Origin of the sequence: Amycolatopsis sacchari (assembly GCF_900114035.1) — a bacterium.
In the GTDB taxonomy this organism is placed as follows: domain Bacteria; phylum Actinomycetota; class Actinomycetes; order Mycobacteriales; family Pseudonocardiaceae; genus Amycolatopsis_E; species Amycolatopsis_E sacchari.
The window spans coordinates 12,497-37,588 of record NZ_FORP01000038.1; the positions used below are offsets into that span (position 1 = coordinate 12,497).

A 25,092-nucleotide genomic window follows, 5' to 3' on the forward strand; every position below is an offset into this window, starting at 1 on the left:
CTTCGACAGGGCTCCCAAAATATGGAACAGCCTGTTCGGTACGGGAAACGGGACCTACCGTGCGAGAGCGTGACCACACTCACCCCAGCCCCGCCGCGGACCACCGCGCGCAGCGCCGCCGTCGGCAGCGCCATCGGCACGACGATCGAGTGGTACGACTTCTACCTGTACGCCACTGCCACGGCTCTGGTCTTCAAACCTCTGTTCTTCCCCACGATTTCGCCCACCGCCGGCACGCTCGCGACCTTCGCCACCTACGCCGCCGGGTTCGGCGCACGGCCGGTCGGCGCCGTCATCGCCGGGCACCTCGGCGACCGCGTGGGCCGCAAGACGATGCTCGTCGGCGCGCTGCTGCTGATGGGCCTGGCGACCACGGCGATCGGGGCGCTGCCGACGTTCGCGCAGGTCGGGGTGCTCGCGCCGACGCTGCTCGTGGTGTTGCGGGTGCTGCAGGGGCTCGCCGTCGGCGCCGAGTGGGGCGGGGCCGCGCTGCTGTCCGTCGAACACGCGCCCGCCGGGCGGCGCGGGTTGTTCGGCAGCTTCACGCAGGTCGGCTCCCCGGCCGGAATGCTGCTGGCGACGGGGATCTACGCCGGGGTGCGGGCCTTCGCCGGTGACGACGTGTTCGTGTCGTGGGCGTGGCGCCTGCCGTTCCTGCTGAGCTTCGTGCTGGTGGCGATCGGGCTCGTCGTGCGGCTGCGGCTGGAGGACGCGCCCGAGTTCCGCGAACTCAAGCAGCGGGACGACCTCGCGCGGCTGCCGGTGCTGGAGGTGCTGCGCACGCAGCCGAAGAACGTGCTGCTCACGACCGGGCTGCGGCTGTCGCAGATCGCCCTGTACGTGCTGCTCACGACGTACTCGCTGACGTACCTGCAGGGCACGTTCGGCAAGCACAACCAGGTCGGGCTCGTCGCGGTGATGGTCGCTTCGGCGCTCGGGCTGATCAGCACGCCGTTGTGGGCGCACCTGTCGGACCGGTACGGCAGGAGGCCGTTCTACCTGTTCGGCGCGGCGGCCGGGGTGCTCGCGCTGGCGTTGTTCTTCCTCGCCGCGCACTCGGGTTCGGAACTGCTGGTGGTGCTGGCGATCGTGTTCGGCGTGAACGTGGTGCACGACGCGATGTACGGGCCGCAGGCGGCGTGGTTCGGCGAGCTGTTCAGCACGCGCGTCCGGTACAGCGGCGCTTCGCTGGGCTACCAGGTCGGCGCCGTGCTCTCCGGCGGGTTCGCCCCGCTGATCGCGGCCGCGTTGCTGGTCTCGGGCGGGACGTGGTTGATCGTGGTCTACTTCGGAGTGCTGGCCGTGCTGACGTTCGCGTCGGCGTTCTACGCGGAGGAGACCGCGAAATGAGCAGGATCCACCTGAACGCCTTCGACATGGCCTGCGCCGGGCACCAGTCCGCCGGGCTGTGGCGGCACCCCGAGGACCAGGGGCACCGCTACCGCGAGCTCGGGCACTGGCTGGAGCTGGCGAAGCTGCTGGACCAGGGCGGGTTCGACGCGTTGTTCCTCGCCGACGTGCTGGGCGTGTACGACGTCTACGGCGGCTCACGGGACGCCGCGGTCGCCGACGCGGCGCAGTTCCCGGTGAACGACCCGACGATGGCGATCTCCGCGATGGCGTCGGTGACCGAGCGGCTCGGTTTCGGGGTCACGATCTCGACGACGTACGAGCAGCCGTACGCGCTCGCCCGGCGGTTGACCACGCTGGACCACCTCACGGACGGCCGCGTGGCGTGGAACATCGTGACGTCCTATTTGGACAGTGCCGCCCGCAACCTCGGTCTGGACAGCCAGATCCCGCACGACGAGCGGTACGACATCGCCGAGGAGTACGTCGAGGTCTGCTACAAGCTGTGGGAAGGCTCGTGGGAGGACGACGCCGTCGTGCGGGACGTCGGGCGCGGCGTGTACACCGACCCGGCGAAGGTCCACGACGTCGGGCACAAGGGCAAGTACTTCAGCGTGCCGGGGCCGTTCCTGTGCGAGCCGTCGCCGCAGCGCACGCCCGTGTTGTTCCAGGCCGGCGCGTCCAAGCGCGGGCTGAAGTTCGCCGCGTCGCACGCCGAGGCCGTGTTCGTGTCCGGGCCGTCGCCGAAGGTCGTGCGCAAGTCCGTGGACGCGCTGCGGGCCGCGGTGGCGGAGCAGGGGCGGGATCCGCGCTCGGTCAAGGTGTTCACGATGCTCACGCCCGTGGTCGCCGAGACGAGTGAGGAAGCGCAGGCGAAGCTGCGGTCCTACCAGGAGCTGGTCAGCGTGCCGGGCGCGTTCGCGTTGTTCGGCGGCTGGACCGGGGTGGACCTGTCCGAGCTGGCGCTGGACGAGCCCCTGACCTACGCCGACTCGAACGCGAACCGCTCGGCGCTGGCGTCGTTCACGACGGCGGACCGGGCGTGGACGCCGCGGGAGCTGGCGGAGTTCATCGGCCTCGGCGGCCGTGGCCCGGTGTTCGCGGGGTCGCCCGGCGAGGTCGCGGACGAGCTGGAGCGCTGGGTGGAGGAGGCCGACGTGGACGGCTTCAACCTCGCGTACGTCACGACGCCCGGCACCTTCGCGGACTTCGCGCGGTGGGTGGTCCCGGAGCTGCGGCGCCGGGGCCGGGTGCCCGAAGCCCCGGAGGGGCCGACGCTGCGGGAGCGGCTCGGCTTCCCCGGCCCGCGCCTCGCCCCGCCCCACCCTGGAGCGTCTTACCGGCGTTAGGCCCCGGGCCGCCAGGGGCTGACGGTGTCGGTCGGGCGCGTCGGGTCGTGGAAGCGGGGGCGGTCCGGTTCCGAAGCCCGCAGCGGCACGAGACCCGCCGTGATCGCACGCATGATCTTCGCGTGCGCCCGGACACCCGCGCCCGGGCGCTCGGGGTCCACGTCGGAGAGGTCCACCGGGTCGCCGAAGTGGACCTTGAACGTCGGGCGGCGCAGGGGAGCGGTGAACCCCGACCGCGCGAGCGGCAGCAGGTCCGCCGGGCCGGTGACCTTCTCCGTGCCCCAGTACACCGCCTCGTGCGCGCCCCACTGGCTGATCGGCACCACCGGCACGCCCGCCGCCAGCGCGAGCCGCGCCGCACCCGTCTTGCCGCGTTCCGGCCACAGACCGGGATCGTGGCTGATCCGCCCCTCGGGGTAGACGATGATCGGGCTGGTCGTCGTGCGCATCGCCTCGACCGCCTGCGCGAACTGCTCGACCGCGGTCGCCTTGCCCCGGTCGACCCGCAGGTGCCCGCTCGCCCGCAGCGCCGGCCCGAGCACCGGCGCGTCCAGCAGGCCGCCGGCCAGCAGGAACCGCGGCGCGAACCCGAGCCGCTGGCACGCGGCGATCAGCACGAACGCGTCGAACACGCCGATGTGGTTGGCCGCCATCAGCAGCGGCCTGCCCCGCAGGGCTCGGGGGATGCCGCCGGTGACCCGCAGCCTGCCCACCAGGTGCACGAGGCCCGTGTCCAGCGCCGACATCGTCCGCCAGATCGCCGGCGGCCTCGGGTTTCCTCCGTCTCGCAACGCGACCATGACGCAGAGCATGTCAGATGCGAAAGTTCGCACTGGGTCGCGAGTGGCGGATGGGACTGGTGCGCCGATCCGGTTACCGTAGGGGACATGGCGGGGACGACGGCGAGGAGAAGCACGACGGCGAAACGGGGCGGCAGCAAGAGCCCGGCGCGCAAACCGCGCTCGGGGACCAAGCCGCGCGCGCGGTCGTCGGCACGCAAGCCCCCGGCCCGCCGCTCGTCCGGCGGCACGTTCGCGAAGGCCGTCCGCGGCGGCTGGACGCTGCTGGCCCGCGGGGTCGGCACGATGGCCCGCACGGTGGGGCGCAGCCGCGAGCTGGAGCCCGAGCACCGCAGGGATGGCGTGGCGCTCGGCCTGATCGCGCTCGGCCTGATCCTGGCGGCCGCCGTGTGGTGGCGCGCGGGCGGTCCGGTCGGCGGGTACCTCGAACTCGCCACCCGCACGGTGTTCGGCGCGGGGTCGGTCGCGCTGCCGCTGGCGTTGTTCGCCACCGCGATCGCGCTGATGCGCTCCGAACCGCGCCCGGAAACCCGCCCCCGCATGGTGATCGGCACCCTGCTGGTCACGTTCGCCCTGCTCGGGCTGCTGCACCTGTTCAACCACAGCCCGGCGCCCAACGACGACCGGATGTACGCGGGCGGCCAGCTCGGCGCGCTGTCCGGTGGCCTGCTCGCGCGCGGCGTGACGGCGTGGGTCGCGGCGCCGCTGCTCGTCCTCGCGCTCGGCTACGGCGTGCTGGTGTTCACCGGCACGCGCATCCGCGACATCCCGCAGGCACTGCGCGAATGGGGTCTCGACCCCGAGGAACGCGAGCGCATGGCGGAGGAGCAGCGGGCCTTCGAGGAGGAGCAGAAGGCCGAGGTCACCGAGGTCGACCCGAAGTCCGTGCGGCTGCGCAAGCCCTCGCGGCGGCGGCAGGCCAGCAGTGACACTGCGGGGGAGCAGCTCGACATCGAGGCCGCCCTCGCGGAGCCCCCGACGCCGACGCGGCCACCTCGGGTCAAGCCCGCCGAAGTGCCGGAGAAGAAGCCGAAGAAAGCCCCCGAGCCCGCGCTTTCGGTCACCCGGACCGTCGAGGGCGACTACCAGCTCCCGTCGGCGGACCTGCTGCAGCTCGGTGACGCGCCGAAGACCCGCAGCAAGGCCAACGACGCCATGATCGAGGCGATCACCGGCGTGCTGGAGCAGTTCAACGTCGACGCGCAGGTCACCGGCTTCACGAGGGGGCCGACGGTCACCCGGTACGAGGTCGAGCTGGGCCCCGGCGTGAAGGTCGAGAAGATCACCGCGCTGACCAAGAACATCGCGTACGCGGTCGCCACGGACAACGTGCGCCTGCTGGCGCCGATCCCCGGCAAGTCGGCGGTCGGCATCGAGGTGCCCAACTCCGACCGCGAGATGGTGCGGCTGGGCGACGTGCTGCGCTCGCCGACCGCCGCGAAGGACAACCACCCGATGGTGATCGGGCTGGGCAAGGACATCGAGGGCCACTTCGTCACCGCGAACCTGACGAAGATGCCGCACCTGCTGGTGGCCGGTTCCACCGGTTCCGGTAAGTCGAGCTTCGTCAACTCGATGCTGGTGTCGCTGCTCGCGCGCGCCACGCCCGACGAGTGCCGGATGATCCTGATCGACCCGAAGATGGTCGAGCTGACGCCGTACGAGGGCATCCCGCACCTGATCACGCCCATCATCACCCAGCCGAAGAAGGCCGCGGCCGCGCTGGCGTGGCTGGTGGAGGAGATGGAGCAGCGGTACCAGGACATGCAGGCCAACCGCGTGCGCCACATCGACGACTTCAACCGCAAGGTCAAGTCGGGGGAGATCACTGCGCCGCCGGGCAGCGAGCGCGAGTACCGGCCGTACCCGTACATCATGGCGATCGTCGACGAGCTGGCCGACCTCATGATGACCGCGCCCCGCGACGTCGAGGACGCGATCGTCCGGATCACGCAGAAGGCGCGTGCCGCCGGTATCCACCTGGTGCTGGCGACGCAGCGCCCGTCGGTGGACGTCGTGACCGGCCTGATCAAGACGAACGTGCCTTCGCGGCTGGCGTTCGCGACTTCGTCGCTGACGGACTCGCGCGTCATCCTGGACCAGCCGGGCGCCGAGAAGCTGATCGGCATGGGCGACGCGCTGTACCTGCCGATGGGCGCGGGCAAACCGGTCCGCATCCAGGGCGCGTTCGTCGGCGACGACGAGATCGCCGCGATCGTGAACTTCACCAAGGAGCAGGCGCAGCCGGAGTACCAGGACGGCGTCACGGCCGCGAAGCCCGGCGAGGCCAAGGAGATCGACCCGGACATCGGCGACGACCTCGACGTGCTGCTGCAGGCGGCGGAGCTCGTGGTGACGTCGCAGTTCGGGTCCACGTCGATGCTGCAGCGCAAGCTGCGCGTCGGGTTCGCCAAGGCCGGGCGGCTGATGGACCTGCTGGAAAGCCGCGGCGTGGTGGGCCCGTCGGAGGGTTCCAAGGCCCGCGACGTGCTGATCAAACCGGACGAGCTGGACAGCGTCCTGTACATGATCCGCGGCGGTGGTGCCCCCGCCGCGGAGGAGGACTAGCGGAGCAGGTAGCGCAGCGCCCGTTCGGCGCGGTCGGGGTCCGGGGGCTCACCGGTGATCGCGTCGGTGTAGACGAACGACTCGCCGACCCGGACGCACAGGTAGGCGAGGTCGTGCGCGTCGATGTCCCCGGCGGGCAGCGCACCCGCGTCGCGTTCCCTGGTCAGGAGCTGCTCGACCAGTGCGACGAGGCGTGGCTGGAACGTGTGGCCGCCGCGGGTGAGGACGCGCAGCGCGGTCTCGGTCTCGTTCGTCAGGAAGTGGCGCATTCCGGCGTGCGCCAGCGTCTGCCGGACGAACGCCGACATGGTGTTCGCGATGCGCGTGCCGCCGGTCCCCGCCGCCGAGGCGTAGGCGTCGAGCATGGTCCGTTCGCCGAGCCGCCAGACCACCTCGGCGAGGATGGCGTCGCGGTCGCCGAGCCAGCGGTAGATGGTTACCCGGTTGACCCCCAGCGCGGCGGCGAGGTCGTTGACCTCCACGCGCTGCCGGGCGTTGAAGGTCTTCCGCGCCAGGCGCAGCGCGCTTTCGCGATCGGGTCGGCCCGCCGCTGTCATCGTGGGCAGTCGGCGGTGACGTAGCAGGCGAGCGGGGGCTCGGACGGCACCCGCCTCGCCGCGACGGTCAGCTGCGCCGCGACCTGGGCCGTCAGCGTCGCGAACGTGAGGGGGCCGGTCAGCGGGTCCACGCCTGGCATCAGCAGACGGCCGCAGACCGCCCGCCCGATCCGGGCCGGGTCCGCCGGTCCGGGGTGGGTCAGCGCGTCGACGGCGAGCGCGGACGTGACCGGGTCCATCGTGCCGATGAGCAGGTGCTCGGGCACGGCGAGCGGGCAGACGTCCTGCACCGCGACGTTCGTGACGGTCCCGCCGCCCCCGTGCAGCGACGAGGTGCCGTGGTCGTCGAGGTTGGGCTGCACGAACTCGTCCGTGCGGGAGTAGATCTCGGTGTAGCTGATGCCGGGGAAGGTCTCCTGCCCGGAGTTGAGCGCCTTCATGAACTCCGAGTCGGCGCGTTGCTGCCACAACGCCGGTGCGCAGTTCGGCACGCACAACGCGGGCACGACGACCGAGCCGTGGTTGGTGCCCGCCATCCCGATCACGTCCTCGACCATGCCACGGGTGTCGGGCCAGAAGCGCAGCGCCCAGCGCATGATCATCCCGCCCTGGCTGTGCCCCATGACGGCGATCTTGCGCCCGGCGAGCCGGTACATCTCCCGGATGCCGAAGGTGACGTACTGGGCCCGGACCTGCATGTCGCCCATGTTGTAGGGATCCACGGGCGAGTCCGACACGCAGTACGGGATGCCGAGGCGGCGGAACAGCGGCTCGTAGTTGAAGCCGAAGTTCTGCCCGCTGTCGACGGTCGTGGCCGGCGTGAGCAGGACCGGTTCGCGGGTGGCGTCGCGGACGTCGGCGGTGCACCGGAGGCTCTTCGCCAGGTCGGGCACGGTCAACGCCGGCCCGGGCCGGCCGACCGGCGCGTACCCGTCGGCTCCGGCGACGCCACTTCCGCCGACGAGGGCGAGCAGGGCCGCGACCGCGATGGTGACCAGGTACCGCAAGGGGGGACGCATCCGGAATCCTTCCCGCCGGGCATCGCTCCGTCGCGACGCGCGATGCAACTAAAACACGAAGTGTTGCATTCCGGCAAGCCGGGCCAGGGCTGCCCGGGCGCCGGAGCGCCGGGGCAGCCATCCGGCTCACATCGTCACGACGACCTTCCCCAGGTTGTGCTCGCGGACGTAGGCGACGGCGGCCTGCACCGCTTCCTCCAGCCGGTAACGGCGGGCGATCCGGACCGACAGCGCCCCGCGCTCCGCCGCCTCGGCGACCTCGCGCATCCCGCCCAGCTCGGCGTCCATGTCCAGGAAGAAGTGCAGGTCCACGTCGTCCCGGCCGAGCAGGTCCTTCGCCGGCTCGGGGTAGATGATCGTCACCAGCCGTCCGCCGGGCCGCAGTGCGGCGGCCGCCGCGGACAGGCGGTCGTGGGGCAGCACCAGGTCGAAGACGGCGTCGACGCCCGAGGGGTAGCCCGCCGCGTCGTACCCGATCACCTCGTCCGCGCCGAGTTCCCGCAGGACCGCGTGGTCGCCGGCGGCCCCGGTCGCGACGACGTGCGCGCCCGCGGCGGCCAGCAGCGGGAGCAGCGCCGTGCCCACCCCGCCGCTGGCGCCGATGACCAGGACCTTTTCCCCCGGCCGGATCGCGGCGAGGGCCATCACTCCCAGCGCGGTCATCCCGGCGATCGGCAGTGCGGCGGCCTGCTCGACGGGGATGTTGGCCGGGCGGTGCGCCAGCAGCGGGGTGTCGGCTTCGAAGACCGCGTACTCGGCCAAGGCACCCGTGCTCATCGACGGGCGGCGCGCGGGTACGAAGCGCAGCTGCCGCGGCAGTGCCTGCCCGAAGACCTCGTCGCCCACCCGGTAGTCCGTCACCCCGGCGCCGACTTCGGTGACGGTACCGGCGAACTCGTTGCCGGGGACGTAGGGGAACTCCAGCTCGACGAGCTCGCGGTAGTCGCCCGTGACCACCCTGATGTCGGTGGGGTTGATCGCCGACGCGGCGATCTTCACCTGGATCTGCCCCGGGCCGGGGCGGGGCACCTCGAGGTCGGCGATCGACAGCTGCCCGGGCTCGCCGTACGCGGTCGCGACAAGGGCTTTCACGGAAGTTCCTCCAGTAAACGGACCGATGGGTCAGGTTATCTGCCGCGACGGTACACAGAAACGGACCGTGCGGTCAACTTGCTAGGATCGCCGCGTGAACCCGCCCTCCCGGACCTTGCGCGCCGACGCCGCGCGCAACCGCGAACTGCTGCTGGCCGCGGCCGAGGCCGAGTTCGCCGAACGGGGCCCCGACGCCTCGGTCGCCGACATCGCGCGCCGGGCCGGGGTGGGCAAGGGCACCGTGTTCCGCCACTTCGCCACCAAGGAGGAGCTGATCGCCGCGGTCGTGCGGCCCCACGTCAGCGCGCTCGACGAGGCCGGGCGACGACTGCTCGGCGCCGAGGACCCCGGCGCGGCGTTGCTGGAATTCCTCACCGTGGCGGGCGGGCAACGGGAGCAGCGCGACCTGTCGTTCCTGCTGAACGCCGACGACGCCGGCCCGGAGGTGGTCGAGCTCCGCGAGCGGCTGTACGGCACCGTCCGCCGGCTGGTCGACCGCGCACGCGAGGCGGGCGCCGTCCGGCGGGACGTCACCGGGAACGACGTCGTGCTCCTGATGTGCGCGCCGAACCACGTCGTCAGCTTCGTGAAGGACCCGCCGCCCGACCTGTGGCGGCGTTACCTGGGGATCATCTTCGACGGGCTGCGCCCCGAGGGGGCGCACCCGCTGCCGGTGCCGGAGAGCTAGACGTTCGTCGGGCAGGGGCCCGTCGCCGGGGCCGCCGGCGCGGCTTCGAACGCCTGCACCGGCGTCGTGCAGCCCGTGGGCACCAGGCGGTCGTCCTGCTGCACGTACGTTTCCCAGTACAGCGGGGCCAGCGCGAAGCTCGGCTCGTACGTGCTCTGCCGCACCGACGCGTCCGGGCGTCCGTCGCCGTTGAGGTCACGCACGTCGGCGACGATGCCCTCCACCGCGGTGTCGACCGTGATCTCCGCGTCCAGCCGCACCGACGCGACGGCCGCGGAGTGGACGCCGTACTCGAACGCCACCGAGCACCGTCCGGCCCCGCAGAGCCCCGCCGTGACGGTCTCGTACGGATGCCCGTCGCTGCCGAGAACCTGCTTGCTGTCGAGGAGTTTCGCGCCCTCCCAGTACGCCAGCACACTGCCGCCGCGGAAGCGCAGCCCTTCGAGCCGGCGCCCGCCGGGCAGGCCGGCGGTGAACACGGTCTCGCAGCCCTGCTCGCAACCCGGCACCACGGGCGGCGGCGCGGCGACCGGAGGTTGCGCCGGTGCCGCGGTGAACGCGGCGGCCGACGGGATCGCCAGCACCGTGACCCCCAGTGCGGCCAGCGCGCAGCGGCGAAGCCCCCTCTTCATGCGCTCCATTGTGGCCTGGTCCTAGAGCTCGAGCAGCATGCGCGTGTTTCCGAGCGTGTTCGGCTTCGCGTAAGGGAGTTCGAGGAACTCGGCCACCCCGGGATCGACGGAACGGCGCATCTCGTCGTACACCTGCTGCGGCACCGGCGTGCCGTCGATCTCGCGGAAACCGTGGCGGGCGAAGAACTCCGTCTCGAACGTGAGCACGAAGATCCGCCGCAGCCCCAGTTCCACCGCGTGGTCCACGAGCCGCCCCACGAGCCGGTGCCCGATGCCCTGCCCGCGCGCGGCCTTGTCCACCGCGACCGTGCGGATCTCGGCCAGGTCCTCCCACAGCACGTGCAACGCCCCGCAGCCGAGCACCTCGCCGCCGGAGTCCGCGACCCAGAACTCCTGCATGTCCTCGTACAGCGTGACGAGGTCCTTCTCCAGCAGCACCCGCCCCGCGTCCGCGTCCACGAGAGCCTTGATCTTGCGGACGTCGGCGATGCGGGCCCGGCGGATGCCGACCCGGCACGAAGGATCTTCCGGCACGGATCGACCGTAACCGCACCGGAGCCGCGTGGTCGCGCCGGGTTGCGCCACCTGCGCACACCGGCCGCCCGGGCCCGCCAGCTACCCTGAGTGGCGTGTCTTCCGCCACCGAATCCCGTCGTGTCTCCCTGCTGACCCTGGGGTGCGCCCGCAACGAGGTCGACTCCGAGGAACTGGCCGGCCGCCTCGCCGCCGGCGGCTGGGAGCTGACCGAGGACCCCGAGGACTCGGACGTCGTGGTGGTCAACACCTGCGGCTTCGTCGAGTCGGCGAAGAAGGACTCGGTGGACACGCTGCTCGCGGCCGCCGACACCGGCGCGAAGGTCGTCGCCGTCGGGTGCATGGCCGAGCGCTACGGCGCCGAGCTGGCCGAGAGCCTGCCCGAGGCCGACGCGGTGCTGGGCTTCGACCACTACCCGGACCTGGCCGAGAAGCTCGGGTCCATCGTCTCGGGGCACAAGATCTCCTCGCACGTGCCGAGCGACCGGCGCAAGCTCCTGCCGATCAGCCCGGTCGAGCGCCCGTCCGCGGCCTCGGAGGTCGCCGTCCCCGGCCACGGCTGGGTGCCGCGGGCGCGGCTGCAGGACGGCCCCGTCGCGGCGCTGAAGATCGCCTCCGGCTGCGACCGGCGCTGCTCCTTCTGCGCGATCCCGTCCTTCCGCGGCTCGTTCGTCTCGCGCCGCCCCGACGAGATCCTCGCCGAGGCCGCGTGGCTGGCCGGGCAGGGCGTGAAGGAGCTGTTCCTGGTCAGCGAGAACTCCACCTCCTACGGCAAGGACCTGAGCCGGGAGGACGGCGGGACGCGCGCGCTGGAGCGCCTGCTGCCCCGGCTCGCCGCGGTCGACGGCATCGAACGGGTGCGCGTGTCCTACCTGCAACCCGCGGAGACGCGGCCGGACCTCGTGCGCGCGATCGCGACCACGCCGGGCGTCGCCGACTACTTCGACCTGTCGTTCCAGCACTCCAGCGAACAGGTGCTGCGGCGGATGCGCCGGTTCGGCTCCACGGACTCGTTCCTGGCCCTGATCGACCAGATCCGCGAGCTGTCGCCCACGGCGGGCATCCGCACCAACGTGATCGTCGGCTTCCCCGGCGAGACCGAGGAGGACGTCGCCGAGCTGGAGCGGTTTCTCACGCACGCCCGGCTGGACGCCGTGGGCGTGTTCGGCTACTCCGACGAGGACGGCACGGAGGCCGAGGGCTTCGACGGCAAGATCGACCCGGACCTGGTCACCGAGCGGGTCACCAAGATCTCGGCGCTGGTCGAGGAACTGACGGCCCAGCGCGCGGAGGAGCGCGTCGGCGAGGTGGTGGACGTGCTGATCGAGGAAACCGGCGAAGAGGTGGTCGGCCGCGCCGCCCACCAGGCGCCCGAGGTCGACGGGGCGTGCATCGTGCTCGACGCCGGTGATGTCGAGGTGGGCCGGTTCGTGCGCTGCCGGGTCGTGGACAGCGAAGGCGTGGACCTGCTCGTGCGCCCGGACGCGGACGGATGAGTGCCGTGCCGGACGAGTCCGCGCAGACCGGCCGCCCCGCCCACGTGCCGCCGCGGACCCCCGTCTCCAACCTCAACGTCGCCAACTTCCTGACGCTGTCGCGCCTGGTGCTGGTCCCGGTGTTCGTCGTCGCGCTGTTCGTCGACGACGGCGCCAGCACGGGCTGGCGGATCGCGGCCACCGCGTTGTTCGCGGTCGCGTCGCTGACCGACCAGATCGACGGCTGGGTGGCCCGCCGCTTCGGGCTGATCACCGACTTCGGCAAGATCGCCGACCCCATCGCGGACAAGGCGCTCATCGGAGCGGCGCTCGTGGGGCTGAGCGTGCTCGGCGACCTGCCGTGGTGGGTCACGATCGTGATCGCGGTGCGCGAGATCGGCGTGACGCTGCTGCGGTTCTGGGTGATCCGGTACGGGGTGATCCCGGCCAGCCGCGGCGGCAAGGCCAAGACGCTGACCCAGATCGCCGCGATCGTGCTGTTCCTGCTGCCCCTGCCCGCCGGCGCGGCGCCGGTGTCGTGGGCGCTGATGGCGCTGGCGCTCGTGCTGACCGTCGTCACCGGGGTGGACTACGTGGTGCGGGCCCTGCGGCTGCGGGCGACGGGAACGCGGGCCGCGTCGTCGTGAACCTCGCCCGGCAGCTGATCGCCGATCTCACCGCACGGGGTGAAACCGTCGCGACCGCGGAGTCCCTCACGGCCGGGCTGGTGTGCGTCACCCTCACGGAGGTTCCGGGCGCCAGCGCGGTCGTGCGGGGCGGGCTGGTGGTGTACGCGACGGAGCTCAAGGCGCGGCTGGCGGGGGTGGACACGCGGTTGCTGGCGGAGCACGGCGCGGTGCACCCCGAGGTCGCCGCCCAGCTCGCCGAGGGTGCCCGCGACCGGTGCGGGGCCACGTGGGGCCTGGGGCTGACCGGGGTCGCGGGCCCCGATCCGCAGGACGGCGTGGTGCCGGGAACGGTCCACATCGGGCTCGCCGGGCCCGGCGTGCGGGACGTCCGCACGCACTGGTTCGAGGGCGATCGGGCACTCGTCCGAACCGAATCGGTGCGCGCCGCGTTGCTCCTGCTGGGGGAACAACTGGCCTGAGCCAGGCGTTCGCCCTTGGCGTACGGCCGTGTCAACCGCTGCACTGGAGGGCGAGGTCTGGGTAACGTGGTCGGTACCAGGAAGGGAGGCGCGTGATGACCGTGCTGTTGCGTGAGGCGATCGGTGATCGGCTCCGGCATGCCCGCACCAACCAGCGTCGCACGCTGCGCGACATCTCCCGCGCCGCCAAGGTGAGCCTCGGGTACCTGTCCGAGGTGGAGCGGGGGCAGAAGGAGGCGTCGAGCGAGCTGCTGGCGTCCATCTGCGAGGCGCTGGAGCTTCCGCTCGGCGAGTTGCTGAACAACGTGGCCGCCGACATCTCCGCGCTGGAGAGCGTCGACGTGGCGACCATGCCCGAACGGCAGGGCGCCGAGGAGCGCGGCGAGCAGCCGGAGCGCCGGGAAGCCGCGGGCAGCCTCGAAGGCGGCAGGCTCGTGGACGGCGTGATCGGCAACGACCTGGCGGACCTGCGGGTCTCCACCCAGCGCATGGGCCCGGCCCTGCGCACGACGATCAGCGCCCCGAAGATGGTGGCGGCGTAGGTCCCGGTTCTTCGCACGAGGCCACTTTCCGGACAGCAGGTGTCCGGGGAGTGGCCTCGCCGTTTCCCGGGTCCCGATCTCGGGGTAGTCCCTGAATTACCCCCGGGTCGCCTGGAAGAGCGCGCCTCGACCTGACACGATGGAACCCACGCCGGGGCCGGGACGTTGCCAGCACAGAGGGGGGCAGCGCCCCATCGGCCAGGACAAACTTTCCGACAGTGGGACGTAAGAAGGCAGGCGGAGCAGATGGCCAACCCGTTCGTCAAGGCATGGAAGTACCTGATGGCGGCGTTCTCGTCGAAGATCGACGAGCACGCCGACCCGAAGGTGCAGATCCAGCAGGCCATCGAGGACGCGCAGCGGAACCACCAGGCGCTGTCCCAGCAGGCCGCCGCGGTGATCGGCAACCAGCGGCAGCTGGAGATGAAGCTCAACCGGCAGCTGGGGGAGGTCGAGAAGCTGCAGGCCTCGGCCAGGCAGGCGCTGGTGCTGGCCGACGAGGCGCGCGCCAAGGGCGACGAGCAGAAGGCGGTCCAGTACGAGAACGCCGCCGAGGCGTTCGCCACCCAGCTGGTGACGGCCGAGCAGAGCATCGAGGACCTCAAGACGCTGCACGACCAGGCGCTGCAGGCGGCGGCCCAGGCCAAGCAGGCCGTCGAGCGCAACGCCACGATGCTGCAGCAGAAGCTGGCCGAGCGCACGAAGCTGCTGTCGCAGCTGGAGCAGGCCAAGATGCAGGAGAAGGTGTCGGCCTCGCTCAACCAGATGTCCGAGCTGGCCGCGCCGGGCAACACCCCGTCGCTGGACGAGGTCCGCGAGAAGATCGAGCGCCGGTACACCACGGCGCTGGGCTCGGCGGAGCTGGCGCAGAACTCGGTGCAGGGCCGGATGCTGGAGGTCCAGCAGGCCACCACGCAGCTGGCGGGGCACTCGCGGCTGGAGCAGATCCGGGCCTCGCTCAAGGGCGACTCGGTGGCGCAGGTGACCGACGGTTCCGAGGGCAAGACGGCGGCCACGCCGTCGGCCGACATCCAGCGCGAGATCCAGGCGCGGGTGCAGGCCGAGCAGAAGAACCAGGCCTGACGGGGTCCACGCGATGACGTCGGGCAGACGGGATTTCGGCGAGTTCAGCGCCAGGCTGGAGAAGCACCTCGAACGCCTGCCCGACTACGCGCAGCGCGCTCAGGCGAAGCTGGAGCGGTACTTCCCGCAGGACGACCGGCAGCGGGCCCACCCGCTCCGGCGTCCGGCGCCGCCGCGGCCGGTGTCGCTGACGGACGTGCCGGTGTTCGCGGAGGCGCGGGCCCGGTGGACGCGCTGGAACGAGCCGGCGGCGAAGCTGGAGCGGCGCAAGCGGCGGGCTTCGCGGGCGATGACGCTGTGGATCGTGCTGACGCTGTTGTGCGGGCTGTACGCGGTGGTGATGGGCCTCGGGCTCGCCGGGCCGGCGACCGTGAGCGAGGCTTTCGTCGGGGTCGCGGGCGGGATCGTGTTCGCGGCGCTGGGGGTGCGTTCGGGGTTGCGGTTGCGGCAGTTGAACCGCACGCCGCTGCCGGTCAGCACCGCGCCGCCGCCGTTGCCGCAGCCGGGCTCGGCGGCCCGGCAGCCGATGGAGCGGCTGGCGGAGTGCGAGGCGTCGCTGGTCGAGGTGCTGCGGCAGCTGGCCGCGTCGGCGCTGGTGTCGGAGGAGTCGGTGGCGGAGGCCCGCTCGACGGCGGCCGAAGCCGCGGCGGCGCTCCGCACGCTGGCGGCCCGCATCGAAGCGATCGAGCGGGCGCGTGACGCCGCGCCGGCGGGAGACCGGAACGCCCTCGATTCGGCGATCGCCACCCTGCGGGACCAGCTGGAGGACGGCCTGGAGGACTACCGGGCCCTGATCGCGGCCGCGGGCCACGCGGTCGCCGCGGGCGGCAGTGGCCTGCACCAGTCGAAAACGGCACTCACCGACGCGACCGACCGCCTGGCCGGGCTGGCGATCGCCCTGCGCGAGGTTTCCTGAGGCACGGGCGGGCGCTGCTCCGGGGCCGTGGGTGGCGCGGGCGGGCGGCGCCGATCGTGTGGCTGGCGCTGGAAGGTGGCGCTCGCTGCGGCGGCTGACTCGCGGGGCAGCAGTCGGGCGCAGCGGCGCCCGCCGATCGCCTCGCCGGTGCTCGTGGCTGCGACCTCGCCCTGGCCGGGTTAGCCGGCCGTCCTGCGTGAGGTTTCCTGGCGCCGCCCAGGGCGGTGGGTGGCGCGGGTGGTCGGCGCCGTCGATCGTGTGGCTGCCGCCGGAAGGCGGCGCGCGCTGCTGCGGCCGACTCGCGGGGGCAGCAGTTGGGCCGGGCGGCGCCCGCCGATCGTCTCGCCGGTGCTCGTCGCTGCGACCTCGTTCTGGCCGGTCGCCTCTGCGCGAGGTTTCCTGGCGGCCCCGTTCGGGGCCGCAGCCGGGAGCCCGCAGCCGGAGCCCGCACCGAAGCCACCCGCCATCCCCGAAATCACCCCCGTCCGGGGTCTCCGGAAACCCCTTCCGGACACTCTCCGATACCTGGGCGTAACGCGAAGCGGTCATCTACCGGAATATCCGGTGCTTACCGTCAAGTGATGGAGACGCTGCCGCTGCCCCCAGAACCGGCGCCCCTACCCCCGGCGCCGGTCACCGCCCACCGCCAGGTCCTCGCCGCATACGACCGTATCGCCGAGGTCGCCCGCCCCGAACTGTGGTGCACCCTCCGCTCCTGCGAGGAAGTGCTCATCGACGCCAAGGCCGTGGACGAACGCGTCCGCGCCGGGGAATCCCTGCCCCTCGCCGGACTGCTCGCCGTCGGCGCAGCGCTGGACGGCCTGACCGAGGCCGGAGCCGTCGTGCTCGGTGACGCCGCCGACGACCAGTGCGGCGAACTCGTCGGCCTCGACATCGCCGACATCGCCATCGGCGCGGGCCGCGTCGCTCCGCCCGACGTCGTCGTGGTCACCCCCACCGCCGGGCTCGCGCCGGACCGGATCAGCGTCTTCGCCCGCACCGTCGAGGACGCGCAACGCACCCTCCGCGCCATCACCACCCACCCGTGGCCCGCCTCGGTGCGCCTGTCGGCCGGGGAGCACCCCCGCATCGCCGTCCCCGCCGGGCTCGCCAAGACCACCGGTGACCTGCTCGCCTGGGGCGCCGTTGTCGAACGCGATCACGCGCTCGCCGGGCACGACGCACTCGTCGCCCCGCCCGGCCTCCTCGAACCGCACGCCCCGCCGTCGGTCCGGGTGCCCGCGGCCGACGTCTTCGCCGCGCCCTTCGACGACCAGGTCGCGCTGGACATCGCGGCCTTCCTGCACGGCGAGCAGCTCCGCGAGCCCTGCGCGGACACCGGCACGGACGTCGTCGTGTTCGGCACCCACCTCCGTGGCCAGCCGCTCAACCGCCTGTTCACCGAACTGGGCGCCCGCTTCCGCAGCGAGGTGAAAACGGCGCCCCGCTACCGGTTGATCGCCGGGGCGACCGAGCCCGGCGTCGTCCCCGCCGCCGGCGGTGCCTCCCTCAGCGGTGAACGCTGGACCATCTCGCCCGCCGGGCTGGAGGCGTTCGCCGCCCAGCTCCCGGGCTCCCTCAAGCTTCGCGAGATCGAACTGGACGACGGCAGGACGGCGCTGGGAGTGCACTGCACCGACACGCGAACCGGGCGCGACATCACGGCGTTCGGCGACTGGCGGGCGTACCTGCGTTACCTCACCGCCACCCGCCCAATGTCCGGTTGATCTCCCGCACCAGCCCGGGCCCCTTGAGCGCGAACCCGGTGTAGACCTGGACGAGGCTCGCCCCCGCGTCCAGCATGCGTCGCGCGTCCGCGCCGCTGAGGATCCCGCCGACGCCGATGACGGGCAGCCTGCCGCCGGTCTGCCGGTGCACGAACCCCACCACCTCGCGGGCGCGCGCGGTGAGCGGGCGGCCCGACAGGCCACCGGTTTCCTTGCCCAGCACGGCTTCCTGGCCGGTGAGCCCCTCGCGGGACAACGTCGTGTTGGTCGCGATCAGCCCGGCGACACCGTGCTCGTCACACACCTCCAGCAGCTCCGCCAGCGCGCTGTCCGTGAGGTCCGGCGCGACCTTGACGAGCAGGGGAGTGGGCTCGCGATCCCCGGCCAGCTCCGCCGAGGTCCGGCGCAGCTCGCCCAGCAGCTCCGCCAGCGCCGCCCTGTCCTGCAGCTCACGCAGGCCGGGGGTGTTGGGGGAGCTGACGTTCACCGCGAAGTAGTCCGCGTGCGGGTACAGGGTCCGCAGCGAGTACCGGTAGTCCTCCACGGCCTCGTCCAATGGGACCACTTTGGACTTCCCGATGCTGATGCCCAGTGGCACCGCGGGTTTCCCGCGGGCGGCGAGCCGGGCCGCGAGCGCGTCGGCGCCGGAGTTGTTGAAGCCCATGCGGTTGATCACCGCGTCGTTCCCGGCGAGCGTGAACAGGCGCGGCTTCGGGTTGCCCGGCTGCGCGAGGCGCGTGACGGTGCCGACCTCGACGAAACCGAACCCCAGCGCGGGCCACGCGTGCAGCGCCCGGCCGTCCTTGTCCATCCCGGCGGCGAGCCCGACGCGGTTGGGGAACCGCAGCCCGAACACGGTCGCGGGGTCGTCCTCCGCGTAGATGCCCCGCAGCAGGGGCGGATCGGCGGGCAGCAGGCTCAGCAGGCGCACCGTTCGTTCGTGGACGGTCTCGGCGTCGTTCCCGTTGAGCCGGTAGAGCGCGGGCCGGAGGAGCTTCTCGAAGAGCACGCCCCCATCTTCGCTCAGCCCCGCTGCCACTCCGTCGCCAGCATCGCGTACACCAGTGCGTCGGTCCATTCGCCCTTGACGCGGTCGCTCTCCCGCAGGTGCGCTTCGCGGCGCATGCCCAGACCCTCCATGAGCGACGCCGAGGCGATGTTGCGCGCGTCGCAACGGCCGTAGATCCGGTGCAGCCCCAGCTCCTCGAAACCCAGGCGCAGGATCTCCGTCGTCGCCTCGGCCGCGTAGCCCTTCCCGTGGTGCTTCGGGTGCAGGATGATCATGATCTCGCCGCTGCCGTGCTCCTGGCTGGCCCACGTGAGCGAGGCGTCGCCGATCAGCTCACCGGTGTCGACGATCTCGACGCCGAGGGAGAGGGTCTGGCCGGGTTCGGAAAGGGTGTTGTGCTTGGCCTTCTTCTCCAGCAGCTTGACGCTTTCGATCGGACGGTGCGGCTCCCACAGCAGGAAGCGGACGACGTCCGGGTGGGAATAGATGGCGTGGAACGCGGCCACGTCGTTCCGGGTGAACGGACGCAGGAGCAGCCGCGGTGTCTTCAGCGGATATGTGGGCCGGAGCACATCGAGCAGGGTAGCCGCAGGTCGGGCGCTCGTCAGGAACACTGTCCAAGGATCTTGCCGAAAAGTTAGGAAACGCCGGTTTCGCGGCCCATGATCACTCGGTCGTGTGCGGGTAATTGCGGCAGAAAGGGCAATCCTTCACGGAAACCCCGGCGTTGCGTGGAAGATCCACGCGGGAATCGCGCACCGTCACCGGCCTTGACCGGGGGTGACAGGAAACCCCCGGCGTGCTTCCGGCAGCGTCGTCAGCCGCTGCCGGCCCGAGCCGGACTTGCTCGGGACGCCGGGGGTCCGGTGACTGCCTGGTATTCGCTCGCAGGCCTTCACTGTCCTGTCGCTCCTCCGGACGCCGGGCGGCGGTCCACGGAGGGCGGCACTACGCGACGGCCACCGCCGTCACGAGCTTTTCGCAGCTTCGGTCCGCTAGCGGACAGCCACCTCACGAGTCCTGTAGTTAATCAACTTCGGACCACCTCCTTTCTCGTGTACTGCCAAGTTATGCCTGCTCCCGGCGGTCCCGCAACATCATTAATTTCACGTTGCCGGAGCGGGCCCGCGCTGGCAGCGCGGGCAGTACCAGGTGGGCCGCCGCTGCACGTCGTGCCCCTGCGTGCCGACCCGCAGCCGGCCGCCGCAGCGGAAGCAGCCCTGCCTGCTGCGCTCGTAGACCCAGTTGCGCCTGCCGCGCGTGGTGTCACCGGTGGTGCTCTGCTCGTGCCGCCACGCGTTGGCCAGCAACAGCTTCCGCGCGAGCCCCACGGTCTTGTGAGCGTCCACTTCGGACACCGGAACCCACGGGGTCACGCCGAGCAGGAAGCAGATCTCGCACTTGTAGAGGTTGCCGACCCCGGCCATGATCCGCTGGTCGAGCAGGGCGGGGCCGAGTTCGCGGTCCGGCTGCGCGGTCAGCGCCGCCACGGCCCGCCCGGTGTGCTCGTCCGTCCACTGTGGATCCAGCAGGTCGGGGCCGAGGTGCCCGACGAGCCGGGATTCCTCGCCGGTGGGCAGCAGTTCGAGGTCGTGCAGGCGGAACCCGACGGCCTGCACCTCCTCCGCCGCGAGGATCACCCGCACGTGGTGCGCGGGGTGCCGCCAGCGGCCGTCGGGCCGGTAGAGCTCCCACGAGCCGTCCATCTTCAGGTGGCTGTGGAGGCTCAGCTCGCCGGAGAACCGCGTGAACAGGTGCTTGCCCACGGTGCGCACGCCCAGCACCTCGCGTCCCGCGAGATCGGCGGTCGCCAGCGCGGGGTGGCGGAAATCGGTCCGCACCAGCGTCCGGCCCGCCAGAGCCCGGTCGAGCTTCTTGCCCGCCAGGAAGACGGTGTCACCCTCGGGCATCGGTGCGGATCGGCTCGATCGGGCCGGTCACCTCGGCCTCGGTCTCCGGTTCCGGGTCCATGCGGTGCCGCCCCGCGCGGGTGGACCGGAGGATCTTGGCGAGCACCATGTTGAACGTGAGCGCGACCTCCTGCGCCCCCGGCGAGTGCCATTCGTGGATCGGGCTGCACGCGCCCTGCGCCTGCTGGATCGCCAGCCGGTCGGGGATCGCGGTGGGCATCACGAGCGCGCCGAAGGACTCGCGCAGCTCGGCGATGCGGAACTGGTGCTCGTGCGAGCGCGGGCGCAGCCGGTTCACCAGCACGCCCACCGCACGCAGGTCCTGGTTGTGCTCGTCGCGGATCGTCTCGATGGCCTCCAGCGCGCGCTGCGCCCCGGCGACGGCGTACATCGTCGGCTCGGTGACGAGGATCGCGCTGTCGGCCGCCACCAGCGCCGACTTCGTCAGCCTGCCCAGCGACGGCGGGCAGTCGAGGATCACCAGGTCGTAGGGCTTGCCGCGCGGCGGCGCCTCGTCCAGCTCGTCCAGCGCACGCGACAGGCTCGTCAGCCGCTCCTCGTCGGGGCCGGGCTCGTTGAGCGCCTCCAGGTCCTCGGACCCGACGAGCACCTCGACCTCCGCACCCCAGACGCTCGGCCCGATCGCCTGGTCGAGCACCGTCCGGTGCGGGTTCTCCAGCACGTCGGCGAGGGTGGCGTCGGTGTAGGGCGGGTCGAGCGAGGCCGTGGCGTTGCCCTGCGGGTCGAGGTCGGCCACCAGCGTCCGGATGCCCCTACGCATCGCAGCCGAGGCGATGCCGAGCGCTACCGTCGTTTTGCCGACGCCTCCCTTGAGGCTGAGTACGGCGACCGTGTGCACGTCTCCGAGGGTAGCCGGGTGCGCTCGCCTCCCGCGCCGCCTGTCTTACTACGCTGTCCCACCATGCGAACGGAGATCGGGGCGGCACGCGGCTCGAGCGCGGTCTGGCGGGTACTCGAGGACGAGCTGGCCCGCGTCCGCGCGCAGGGCGGGGCCGAGCCGCACGTGGTCGACGCGGGCGGCGGCACGGGCGTCTGGGCGGTTCCGCTGGCCGCGGCGGGCTGCCGGGTGACGGTCGTCGAGCCCAACCAGAACGCGCTGGCCACCCTGCGCCGCCGCGCGCAGGAGTGCGGGGTCTCCGACCGCATCACCGTCGTGGCGGACGACACCGACGCGATCTCCGAGCACGTGGCGGCGGGTTCGGCGGACCTCGTGCTCGCGCACGGCCTGCTCGAGGTCGTCGACGACCCGGCTCGCGCGGCCGCCGCGCTGGCGGCGACCGTGGCCCCCGGCGGGGCGCTGTCGGTGCTGGCCGCCAACCGCTTCGCCGCCGTGCTGCACCGCGCGCTCGCGGGGCGGCTCACGGAGGCGCGGCACCTGCTCACCGGTACCGACGGGGTCCTGCCCGACGACGGCGAGAGCATCCTGCGGCGCTTCGACAGCGAGGGCCTGCGCACGCTGCTGGAGGCCGCGGGCCTGGAGTTGGCGCTGCTGCAGGGCGACGGCGTGGTGTCGGACACGCTGGGCGAGGCGGAGTCGGACGAGTTCACCGCCGAGGAGCTGACGGAGTTCGAGACGGCCGCGAGCGTGGTTTCCCCCTTGCGGGACATCGCGACCCGACTCCATGCGCTGGCTCGTCGTCCGTAAATGTCGGGGGGTCCCTCTAGGCTGACCTGCGATGGGACACAACTCCGGCCTGCGTGCCGGGTACGAACGGTTCCGGGTCTCCGGGCAGCACGTGCCGGACGACACCGGATGCGGTCTGCTGCACGTCGACATGGACGCGTTCTTCGCCGCCGTGGAGCTGCGCACGCGGCCCGAGCTGGTGGACAAGCCGGTGATCGTGGCGGGCAGCGGGCCGCGCTCGGTCGTCACGTCGGCGAACTACCCGGCGCGGGAGTACGGCGTCCGCGCCGCCATGCCGGTGGCCGTGGCGCGGCGGCTGTGCCCGCACGCCGTGTTCATCCCGCCGACGAAGGGGCTGTACGGCGAGGTGTCGCGGGGTGTCATGGCGATCTTCCGCGAACTCACCCCGCTGGTGGAACCGATGAGCCTCGACGAGGCCTTCCTCGACGTGAGCGGGGCGCTGCGACGGCTGCGGGCGACCCCGGCCGAGGTCGCCGAGCTGATCCGGCAGCGCGTGCGTGCCGAGCACGGGATCACGTGCTCGGTGGGCGTCGCGGCGGTCAAGTTCATCGCGAAGCTGGCGTCGGGGATGGCCAAGCCCGACGGCGTGGTCGTCGTGCCGGCGGACCAGACGCTGGAGTTCCTGCACCCGCTGCCGATCTCGGCGCTGTGGGGCGTCGGCAAGCGCACGGAGGAGAGCCTGAAGCGGCTCGGGCTGGCGACGATCGCGGACGTCGCGGCGGCGCCGCTGCCGCGGTTGCGGCGCGCGGTCGGCAACGCGGCGGCCGAGCACCTGCACGCGCTGGCGAACGGGCAGGACGAGCGCGGCGTCGTGCCGGAGAGCGTGGACAAGTCGATCGGGGCCGAGCACACCTTCGACACCGACCAGCGTGATCCCCGGCTGCTGGAGCGCGAGCTGCTGCGGCTGTCCGAGCGCGTGGCGGCGACGCTGCGGGCGCGCGAGGTCCGCGGCAGGACCGTGTCGATCAAGGTGCGGTTCGCGGACTTCCGGACGATCACCCGGGCCCGCACCCTGGCCGCGCCGACGGACGTCGCGCGGGTGATCCACTCGACCGCGGTGGCCCTGCTGGGGGAGGCGGTTTCCGGCGCGGAGATCCGGCTACTCGGGGTGCGGGTCGAAGGACTCGCCGGAACCGACGCGCCCGAGCAGCTGAGCTTCGAGCGGCAGGAGCCGCGCTGGCGGGACGCGGAGGTGGCCGCGGACGGCGCCCGTGCCAAGTTCGGGGCTGCGGCCATCCGGCCCGCTTCGCTGCTGTCCGCCGAGCCCGGTGAACCGCGGCGGCGCAGTCCGACGTGACACGAGGAGTGCACGAAAGTACGAAAGAGCCGAACGGGCCACAGCTCGGTGGCGGGATCGGGTAGTCGTCCGCGCGGAGGACTCGTATCCTGGACAGTGCACCCCGGTCAGGGGTGACATTGTTGGGTCCAGGACGTTGCGCGGCCCGGCGCCCGCGACAGCTGTGCCGGAGGAGGAAAGATGCCACTCTCCGAGCATGAGCAGCGGCTGCTCGACCAGATCGAGCGCGAGCTCTATGCCGAGGACCCCAAGTTCGCGTCTACGGTGCGCGGTGCCCGGTTCCGCCGGCCCGCCCGCCGCCGCCGAATCCAGGGGATCGCGCTGTTCGTAGTCGGGGTCGCGCTGCTCGTGGTGGGCGTGATGGTCAGGGCGCTGTGGGTCGCGGAGATCCCGCTCGCCAGCGTGCTCGGGTTCCTCGTGATGTTCTTCGGGGTGGTGCTGGCCGTCATGGGCGGCCGCGGCCCCGCGGGCGCCAAGGGGGAGAAGGGCGGCAGCAGGCCCAAGAGCTCCTTCACGCAGCGCATGGAAGAACGCTTCCGCCAGCGCTTCGAGGAGCAGTAGCGAGCTTCCGGTAGCCGGTTCCGCCGCGAGGTGGGACCGGCTACCTGTTTGTCGTGCGGCTGCGCGTGAACGCCGCCGACCGGTGGACGACACCCAGTGCGGCCAGGCCACACGCCGCCGCGGTGCCCACCGCGACGGGCACGCCGACGCCGCCCACCGCCGCGCCCAGTGCGATGCCGACCTGGAACGCGACGATGTAGACCGCCGAAGCGAGGTCCTGGCGGGTGCCCGCAGCTCGCAGCACGGCCGCCTGCAGGATCACGCCCATGCCGCCCGCGGGGACGGCCCAGGCCACGATGGCCGCTGCCGCCGTGAGCGCCGAGCCGTGGCCGGCGAGCAGCAGCACGAGCATGCACGCGGCGAGACCGCCCGTGACGACCAGCGCCGTGGCCCGGGGACGGCTGTCGGAGTAGCGGCCGATCAGCAGCAGGCCCACGAGCCCCGCGGCGCCGTGGGCGAACAGCAGGCCCGAGAGCGCCGAGCCGCTGAGGTGGACGTAGTCGCCGATCAGCACCGTGATGTAGGTGAAGGCCGCGAAGTGCCCCAGCACGACGAGCACGGTCGCCAGGTTGACCGGGGCGAGGGCGCGGTCGGTGAGCGCGTGGCGGACCGCGGCCACGTTGTGCGGAGCCGTCCCGTGTTCCGGGGGCAGCGGTGAGACGCTCACGCGGATCGCCAGCGCCGACAGCGCGGCGATCCCGGCCACGACGAGTGCGGTGCCCCGCCAGCCGATCGCCGAGCCCAGCCAGGAGCACAGCGGCAGCCCGAGGAGGAAGGCGAGAGAGTTGCCCGCGAAGACCACGGCGGTGGCGCGGCCGACCCGCTCGGGGCCGAGCAGGCGGGCCGACATGGCGGCGACGATCGACCAGAACACGCCGTGCCCGGCCGCCGCGACGAGCCGGGCGACGACGGCGACCGCGTAGTTCGGGGCGAAGGCCAGCAGCACGTTGGACGCCACCACCGCCGCGATCGTCACCAGCGCCGTCGCCCGGCGCTCCCAGCGGCCCGCGAGCGCGACCAGCGGCACCACCGTGACCGCGACGACGACGGCGTACCCGCTGGTCAGCAGGCCGACGGCGGAGGAGGGCACCCCGAAGCCCGCCGCGAGCTGCGGCAGCAGGGAGACGGGCAGGTTTTCCGAGGTCACGGAGACGAAGCAGGCGGCGCTCAGTGCTCCGAGAGCTACTGCGGTGCGCATGTGTGTAACGA

25 protein-coding genes are annotated in these 25,092 nt (G+C 72.4%); 14 read left to right on the forward strand and 11 right to left on the reverse strand.

Features of this window, described 5'->3' with window-relative positions; translation table 11 throughout:
- The first annotated feature begins 69 nt into the window (after positions 1-69).
- Together BMZ92_RS34365 and BMZ92_RS34370 are read left to right on the forward strand one after the other, a co-directional pair.
- Positions 70-1,350, forward strand: a complete 1,281-nt coding sequence (locus tag BMZ92_RS34365; protein ID WP_218153607.1) for an MFS transporter — start codon at positions 70-72, stop codon at positions 1,348-1,350.
- Positions 1,347-2,699, forward strand: coding sequence for an LLM class flavin-dependent oxidoreductase (locus BMZ92_RS34370; protein ID WP_091516445.1), 1,353 nt, complete (start codon positions 1,347-1,349; stop codon positions 2,697-2,699). Before BMZ92_RS34365 ends, BMZ92_RS34370 begins: the two co-directional genes overlap by 4 nt.
- On the opposite strand, the gene BMZ92_RS34375 is transcribed toward BMZ92_RS34370, so the two are convergent.
- Complete coding sequence (locus BMZ92_RS34375) at positions 2,696-3,511, reverse strand: lysophospholipid acyltransferase family protein (RefSeq protein ID WP_091516448.1); 816 nt, start codon at positions 3,509-3,511, stop codon at positions 2,696-2,698. The genes BMZ92_RS34370 and BMZ92_RS34375 overlap by 4 nt on opposite strands.
- Positions 3,512-3,586: 75 nt before the next feature.
- On the opposite strand from BMZ92_RS34375, the gene BMZ92_RS34380 reads away from it, so the two are divergent.
- A complete protein-coding gene (locus tag BMZ92_RS34380) occupies positions 3,587-6,067 on the forward strand; it encodes an FtsK/SpoIIIE family DNA translocase (protein WP_091516449.1) in 2,481 nt (826 codons plus the stop codon).
- Here the strand turns inward: BMZ92_RS34380 and BMZ92_RS34385 are convergent.
- The 3 genes from BMZ92_RS34385 to BMZ92_RS34395 form a co-directional block, all read right to left on the reverse strand.
- On the reverse strand, positions 6,064-6,624 hold the full coding sequence (locus BMZ92_RS34385) for a QsdR family transcriptional regulator (protein WP_091516452.1): 561 nt from the start codon (positions 6,622-6,624) through the stop codon (positions 6,064-6,066). The genes BMZ92_RS34380 and BMZ92_RS34385 overlap by 4 nt on opposite strands.
- A complete protein-coding gene (locus BMZ92_RS34390) occupies positions 6,621-7,643 on the reverse strand; it encodes a lipase family alpha/beta hydrolase (protein WP_091516455.1) in 1,023 nt (340 codons plus the stop codon). Before BMZ92_RS34390 ends, BMZ92_RS34385 begins: the two co-directional genes overlap by 4 nt.
- Before the next feature lie 126 nt (positions 7,644-7,769).
- Positions 7,770-8,735 (reverse strand): NADP-dependent oxidoreductase, encoded by a 966-nt coding sequence (locus BMZ92_RS34395; RefSeq protein ID WP_091516457.1) that lies wholly within the window; start codon positions 8,733-8,735, stop codon positions 7,770-7,772.
- A 94-nt stretch (positions 8,736-8,829) separates the two neighbouring features.
- Between BMZ92_RS34395 and BMZ92_RS34400 the strand changes: the two genes are divergently transcribed.
- The gene (locus BMZ92_RS34400; RefSeq protein WP_091516459.1) at positions 8,830-9,423 is read left to right on the forward strand and encodes a TetR/AcrR family transcriptional regulator; all 594 of its coding nucleotides are present in this window, start codon (positions 8,830-8,832) and stop codon (positions 9,421-9,423) included.
- Here the strand turns inward: BMZ92_RS34400 and BMZ92_RS34405 are convergent.
- Together BMZ92_RS34405 and BMZ92_RS34410 are read right to left on the reverse strand one after the other, a co-directional pair.
- Positions 9,420-10,055 (reverse strand): hypothetical protein, encoded by a 636-nt coding sequence (locus BMZ92_RS34405; RefSeq protein WP_245783426.1) that lies wholly within the window; start codon positions 10,053-10,055, stop codon positions 9,420-9,422. The two genes, BMZ92_RS34400 and BMZ92_RS34405, sit on opposite strands and share 4 nt — an antisense overlap.
- Positions 10,056-10,076: 21 nt before the next feature.
- On the reverse strand, positions 10,077-10,589 hold the full coding sequence (locus tag BMZ92_RS34410; RefSeq protein ID WP_091516462.1) for an amino-acid N-acetyltransferase: 513 nt from the start codon (positions 10,587-10,589) through the stop codon (positions 10,077-10,079).
- A gap of 95 nt (positions 10,590-10,684) precedes the next feature.
- Here BMZ92_RS34410 and rimO point away from each other — a divergent pair, with 95 nt between their 5' ends.
- The 7 genes from rimO (at position 10,685) to BMZ92_RS34445 (ending at position 17,440) form a co-directional block, all read left to right on the forward strand.
- Positions 10,685-12,085 (forward strand): 30S ribosomal protein S12 methylthiotransferase RimO, encoded by a 1,401-nt coding sequence (rimO, locus tag BMZ92_RS34415; protein WP_091516463.1) that lies wholly within the window; start codon positions 10,685-10,687, stop codon positions 12,083-12,085.
- Positions 12,082-12,711, forward strand: a complete 630-nt coding sequence (pgsA, locus tag BMZ92_RS34420) for a CDP-diacylglycerol--glycerol-3-phosphate 3-phosphatidyltransferase (RefSeq protein WP_091516466.1) — start codon at positions 12,082-12,084, stop codon at positions 12,709-12,711. The genes rimO and pgsA overlap by 4 nt, the downstream gene beginning before the upstream one ends.
- On the forward strand, positions 12,708-13,172 hold the full coding sequence (locus tag BMZ92_RS34425; protein WP_177229000.1) for a CinA family protein: 465 nt from the start codon (positions 12,708-12,710) through the stop codon (positions 13,170-13,172). Before pgsA ends, BMZ92_RS34425 begins: the two co-directional genes overlap by 4 nt.
- Before the next feature lie 95 nt (positions 13,173-13,267).
- On the forward strand, positions 13,268-13,714 hold the full coding sequence (locus BMZ92_RS34430) for a helix-turn-helix domain-containing protein (protein ID WP_177229001.1): 447 nt from the start codon (positions 13,268-13,270) through the stop codon (positions 13,712-13,714).
- 246 nt (positions 13,715-13,960) lie between these two features.
- Entirely contained in the window at positions 13,961-14,797 is an 837-nt protein-coding gene (locus BMZ92_RS34435; RefSeq protein WP_091516473.1) for a PspA/IM30 family protein, read from the forward strand.
- 13 nt (positions 14,798-14,810) lie between these two features.
- Positions 14,811-15,713 carry a phage shock envelope stress response protein PspM gene (pspM, locus tag BMZ92_RS34440; protein ID WP_091516475.1) on the forward strand — a complete coding sequence of 301 codons (903 nt, stop codon included), beginning with the start codon at positions 14,811-14,813 and terminating at the stop codon, positions 15,711-15,713.
- A 581-nt stretch (positions 15,714-16,294) separates the two neighbouring features.
- On the forward strand, positions 16,295-17,440 hold the full coding sequence (locus BMZ92_RS34445; RefSeq protein WP_091516478.1) for an allophanate hydrolase-related protein: 1,146 nt from the start codon (positions 16,295-16,297) through the stop codon (positions 17,438-17,440).
- On the opposite strand, the gene BMZ92_RS34450 is transcribed toward BMZ92_RS34445, so the two are convergent.
- The 4 genes from BMZ92_RS34450 to BMZ92_RS34465 all read right to left on the reverse strand — a co-directional run bounded on the left by BMZ92_RS34450 (position 17,412) and on the right by BMZ92_RS34465 (position 21,218).
- On the reverse strand, positions 17,412-18,449 hold the full coding sequence (locus BMZ92_RS34450; protein ID WP_177229002.1) for a quinone-dependent dihydroorotate dehydrogenase: 1,038 nt from the start codon (positions 18,447-18,449) through the stop codon (positions 17,412-17,414). The genes BMZ92_RS34445 and BMZ92_RS34450 overlap by 29 nt on opposite strands.
- A 14-nt stretch (positions 18,450-18,463) precedes the next feature.
- Positions 18,464-19,021, reverse strand: a complete 558-nt coding sequence (locus tag BMZ92_RS34455; RefSeq protein ID WP_091516482.1) for a GNAT family N-acetyltransferase — start codon at positions 19,019-19,021, stop codon at positions 18,464-18,466.
- A 534-nt stretch (positions 19,022-19,555) separates the two neighbouring features.
- On the reverse strand, positions 19,556-20,359 hold the full coding sequence (locus tag BMZ92_RS34460; protein WP_091516485.1) for a DNA-formamidopyrimidine glycosylase family protein: 804 nt from the start codon (positions 20,357-20,359) through the stop codon (positions 19,556-19,558).
- Complete coding sequence (locus BMZ92_RS34465; RefSeq protein WP_091516486.1) at positions 20,346-21,218, reverse strand: ParA family protein; 873 nt, start codon at positions 21,216-21,218, stop codon at positions 20,346-20,348. The genes BMZ92_RS34460 and BMZ92_RS34465 overlap by 14 nt, the downstream gene beginning before the upstream one ends.
- Before the next feature lie 63 nt (positions 21,219-21,281).
- On the opposite strand from BMZ92_RS34465, the gene BMZ92_RS34470 reads away from it, so the two are divergent.
- The 3 genes from BMZ92_RS34470 (at position 21,282) to BMZ92_RS34480 (ending at position 23,883) form a co-directional block, all read left to right on the forward strand.
- Positions 21,282-22,025, forward strand: coding sequence for a methyltransferase domain-containing protein (locus BMZ92_RS34470; RefSeq protein ID WP_091516489.1), 744 nt, complete (start codon positions 21,282-21,284; stop codon positions 22,023-22,025).
- 31 nt (positions 22,026-22,056) lie between these two features.
- Positions 22,057-23,322: a DNA polymerase IV gene (locus BMZ92_RS34475; RefSeq protein WP_091516491.1), complete on the forward strand. Its 1,266-nt coding sequence runs from the start codon at positions 22,057-22,059 to the stop codon at positions 23,320-23,322.
- A 180-nt stretch (positions 23,323-23,502) separates the two neighbouring features.
- Positions 23,503-23,883 carry a DUF3040 domain-containing protein gene (locus tag BMZ92_RS34480; RefSeq protein WP_091516493.1) on the forward strand — a complete coding sequence of 127 codons (381 nt, stop codon included), beginning with the start codon at positions 23,503-23,505 and terminating at the stop codon, positions 23,881-23,883.
- A 40-nt stretch (positions 23,884-23,923) separates the two neighbouring features.
- Here BMZ92_RS34480 and BMZ92_RS34485 read toward each other — a convergent pair whose 3' ends face one another.
- Positions 23,924-25,081, reverse strand: a complete 1,158-nt coding sequence (locus tag BMZ92_RS34485; protein ID WP_091516495.1) for an MFS transporter — start codon at positions 25,079-25,081, stop codon at positions 23,924-23,926.
- Positions 25,082-25,092: the final 11 nt, after the last annotated feature.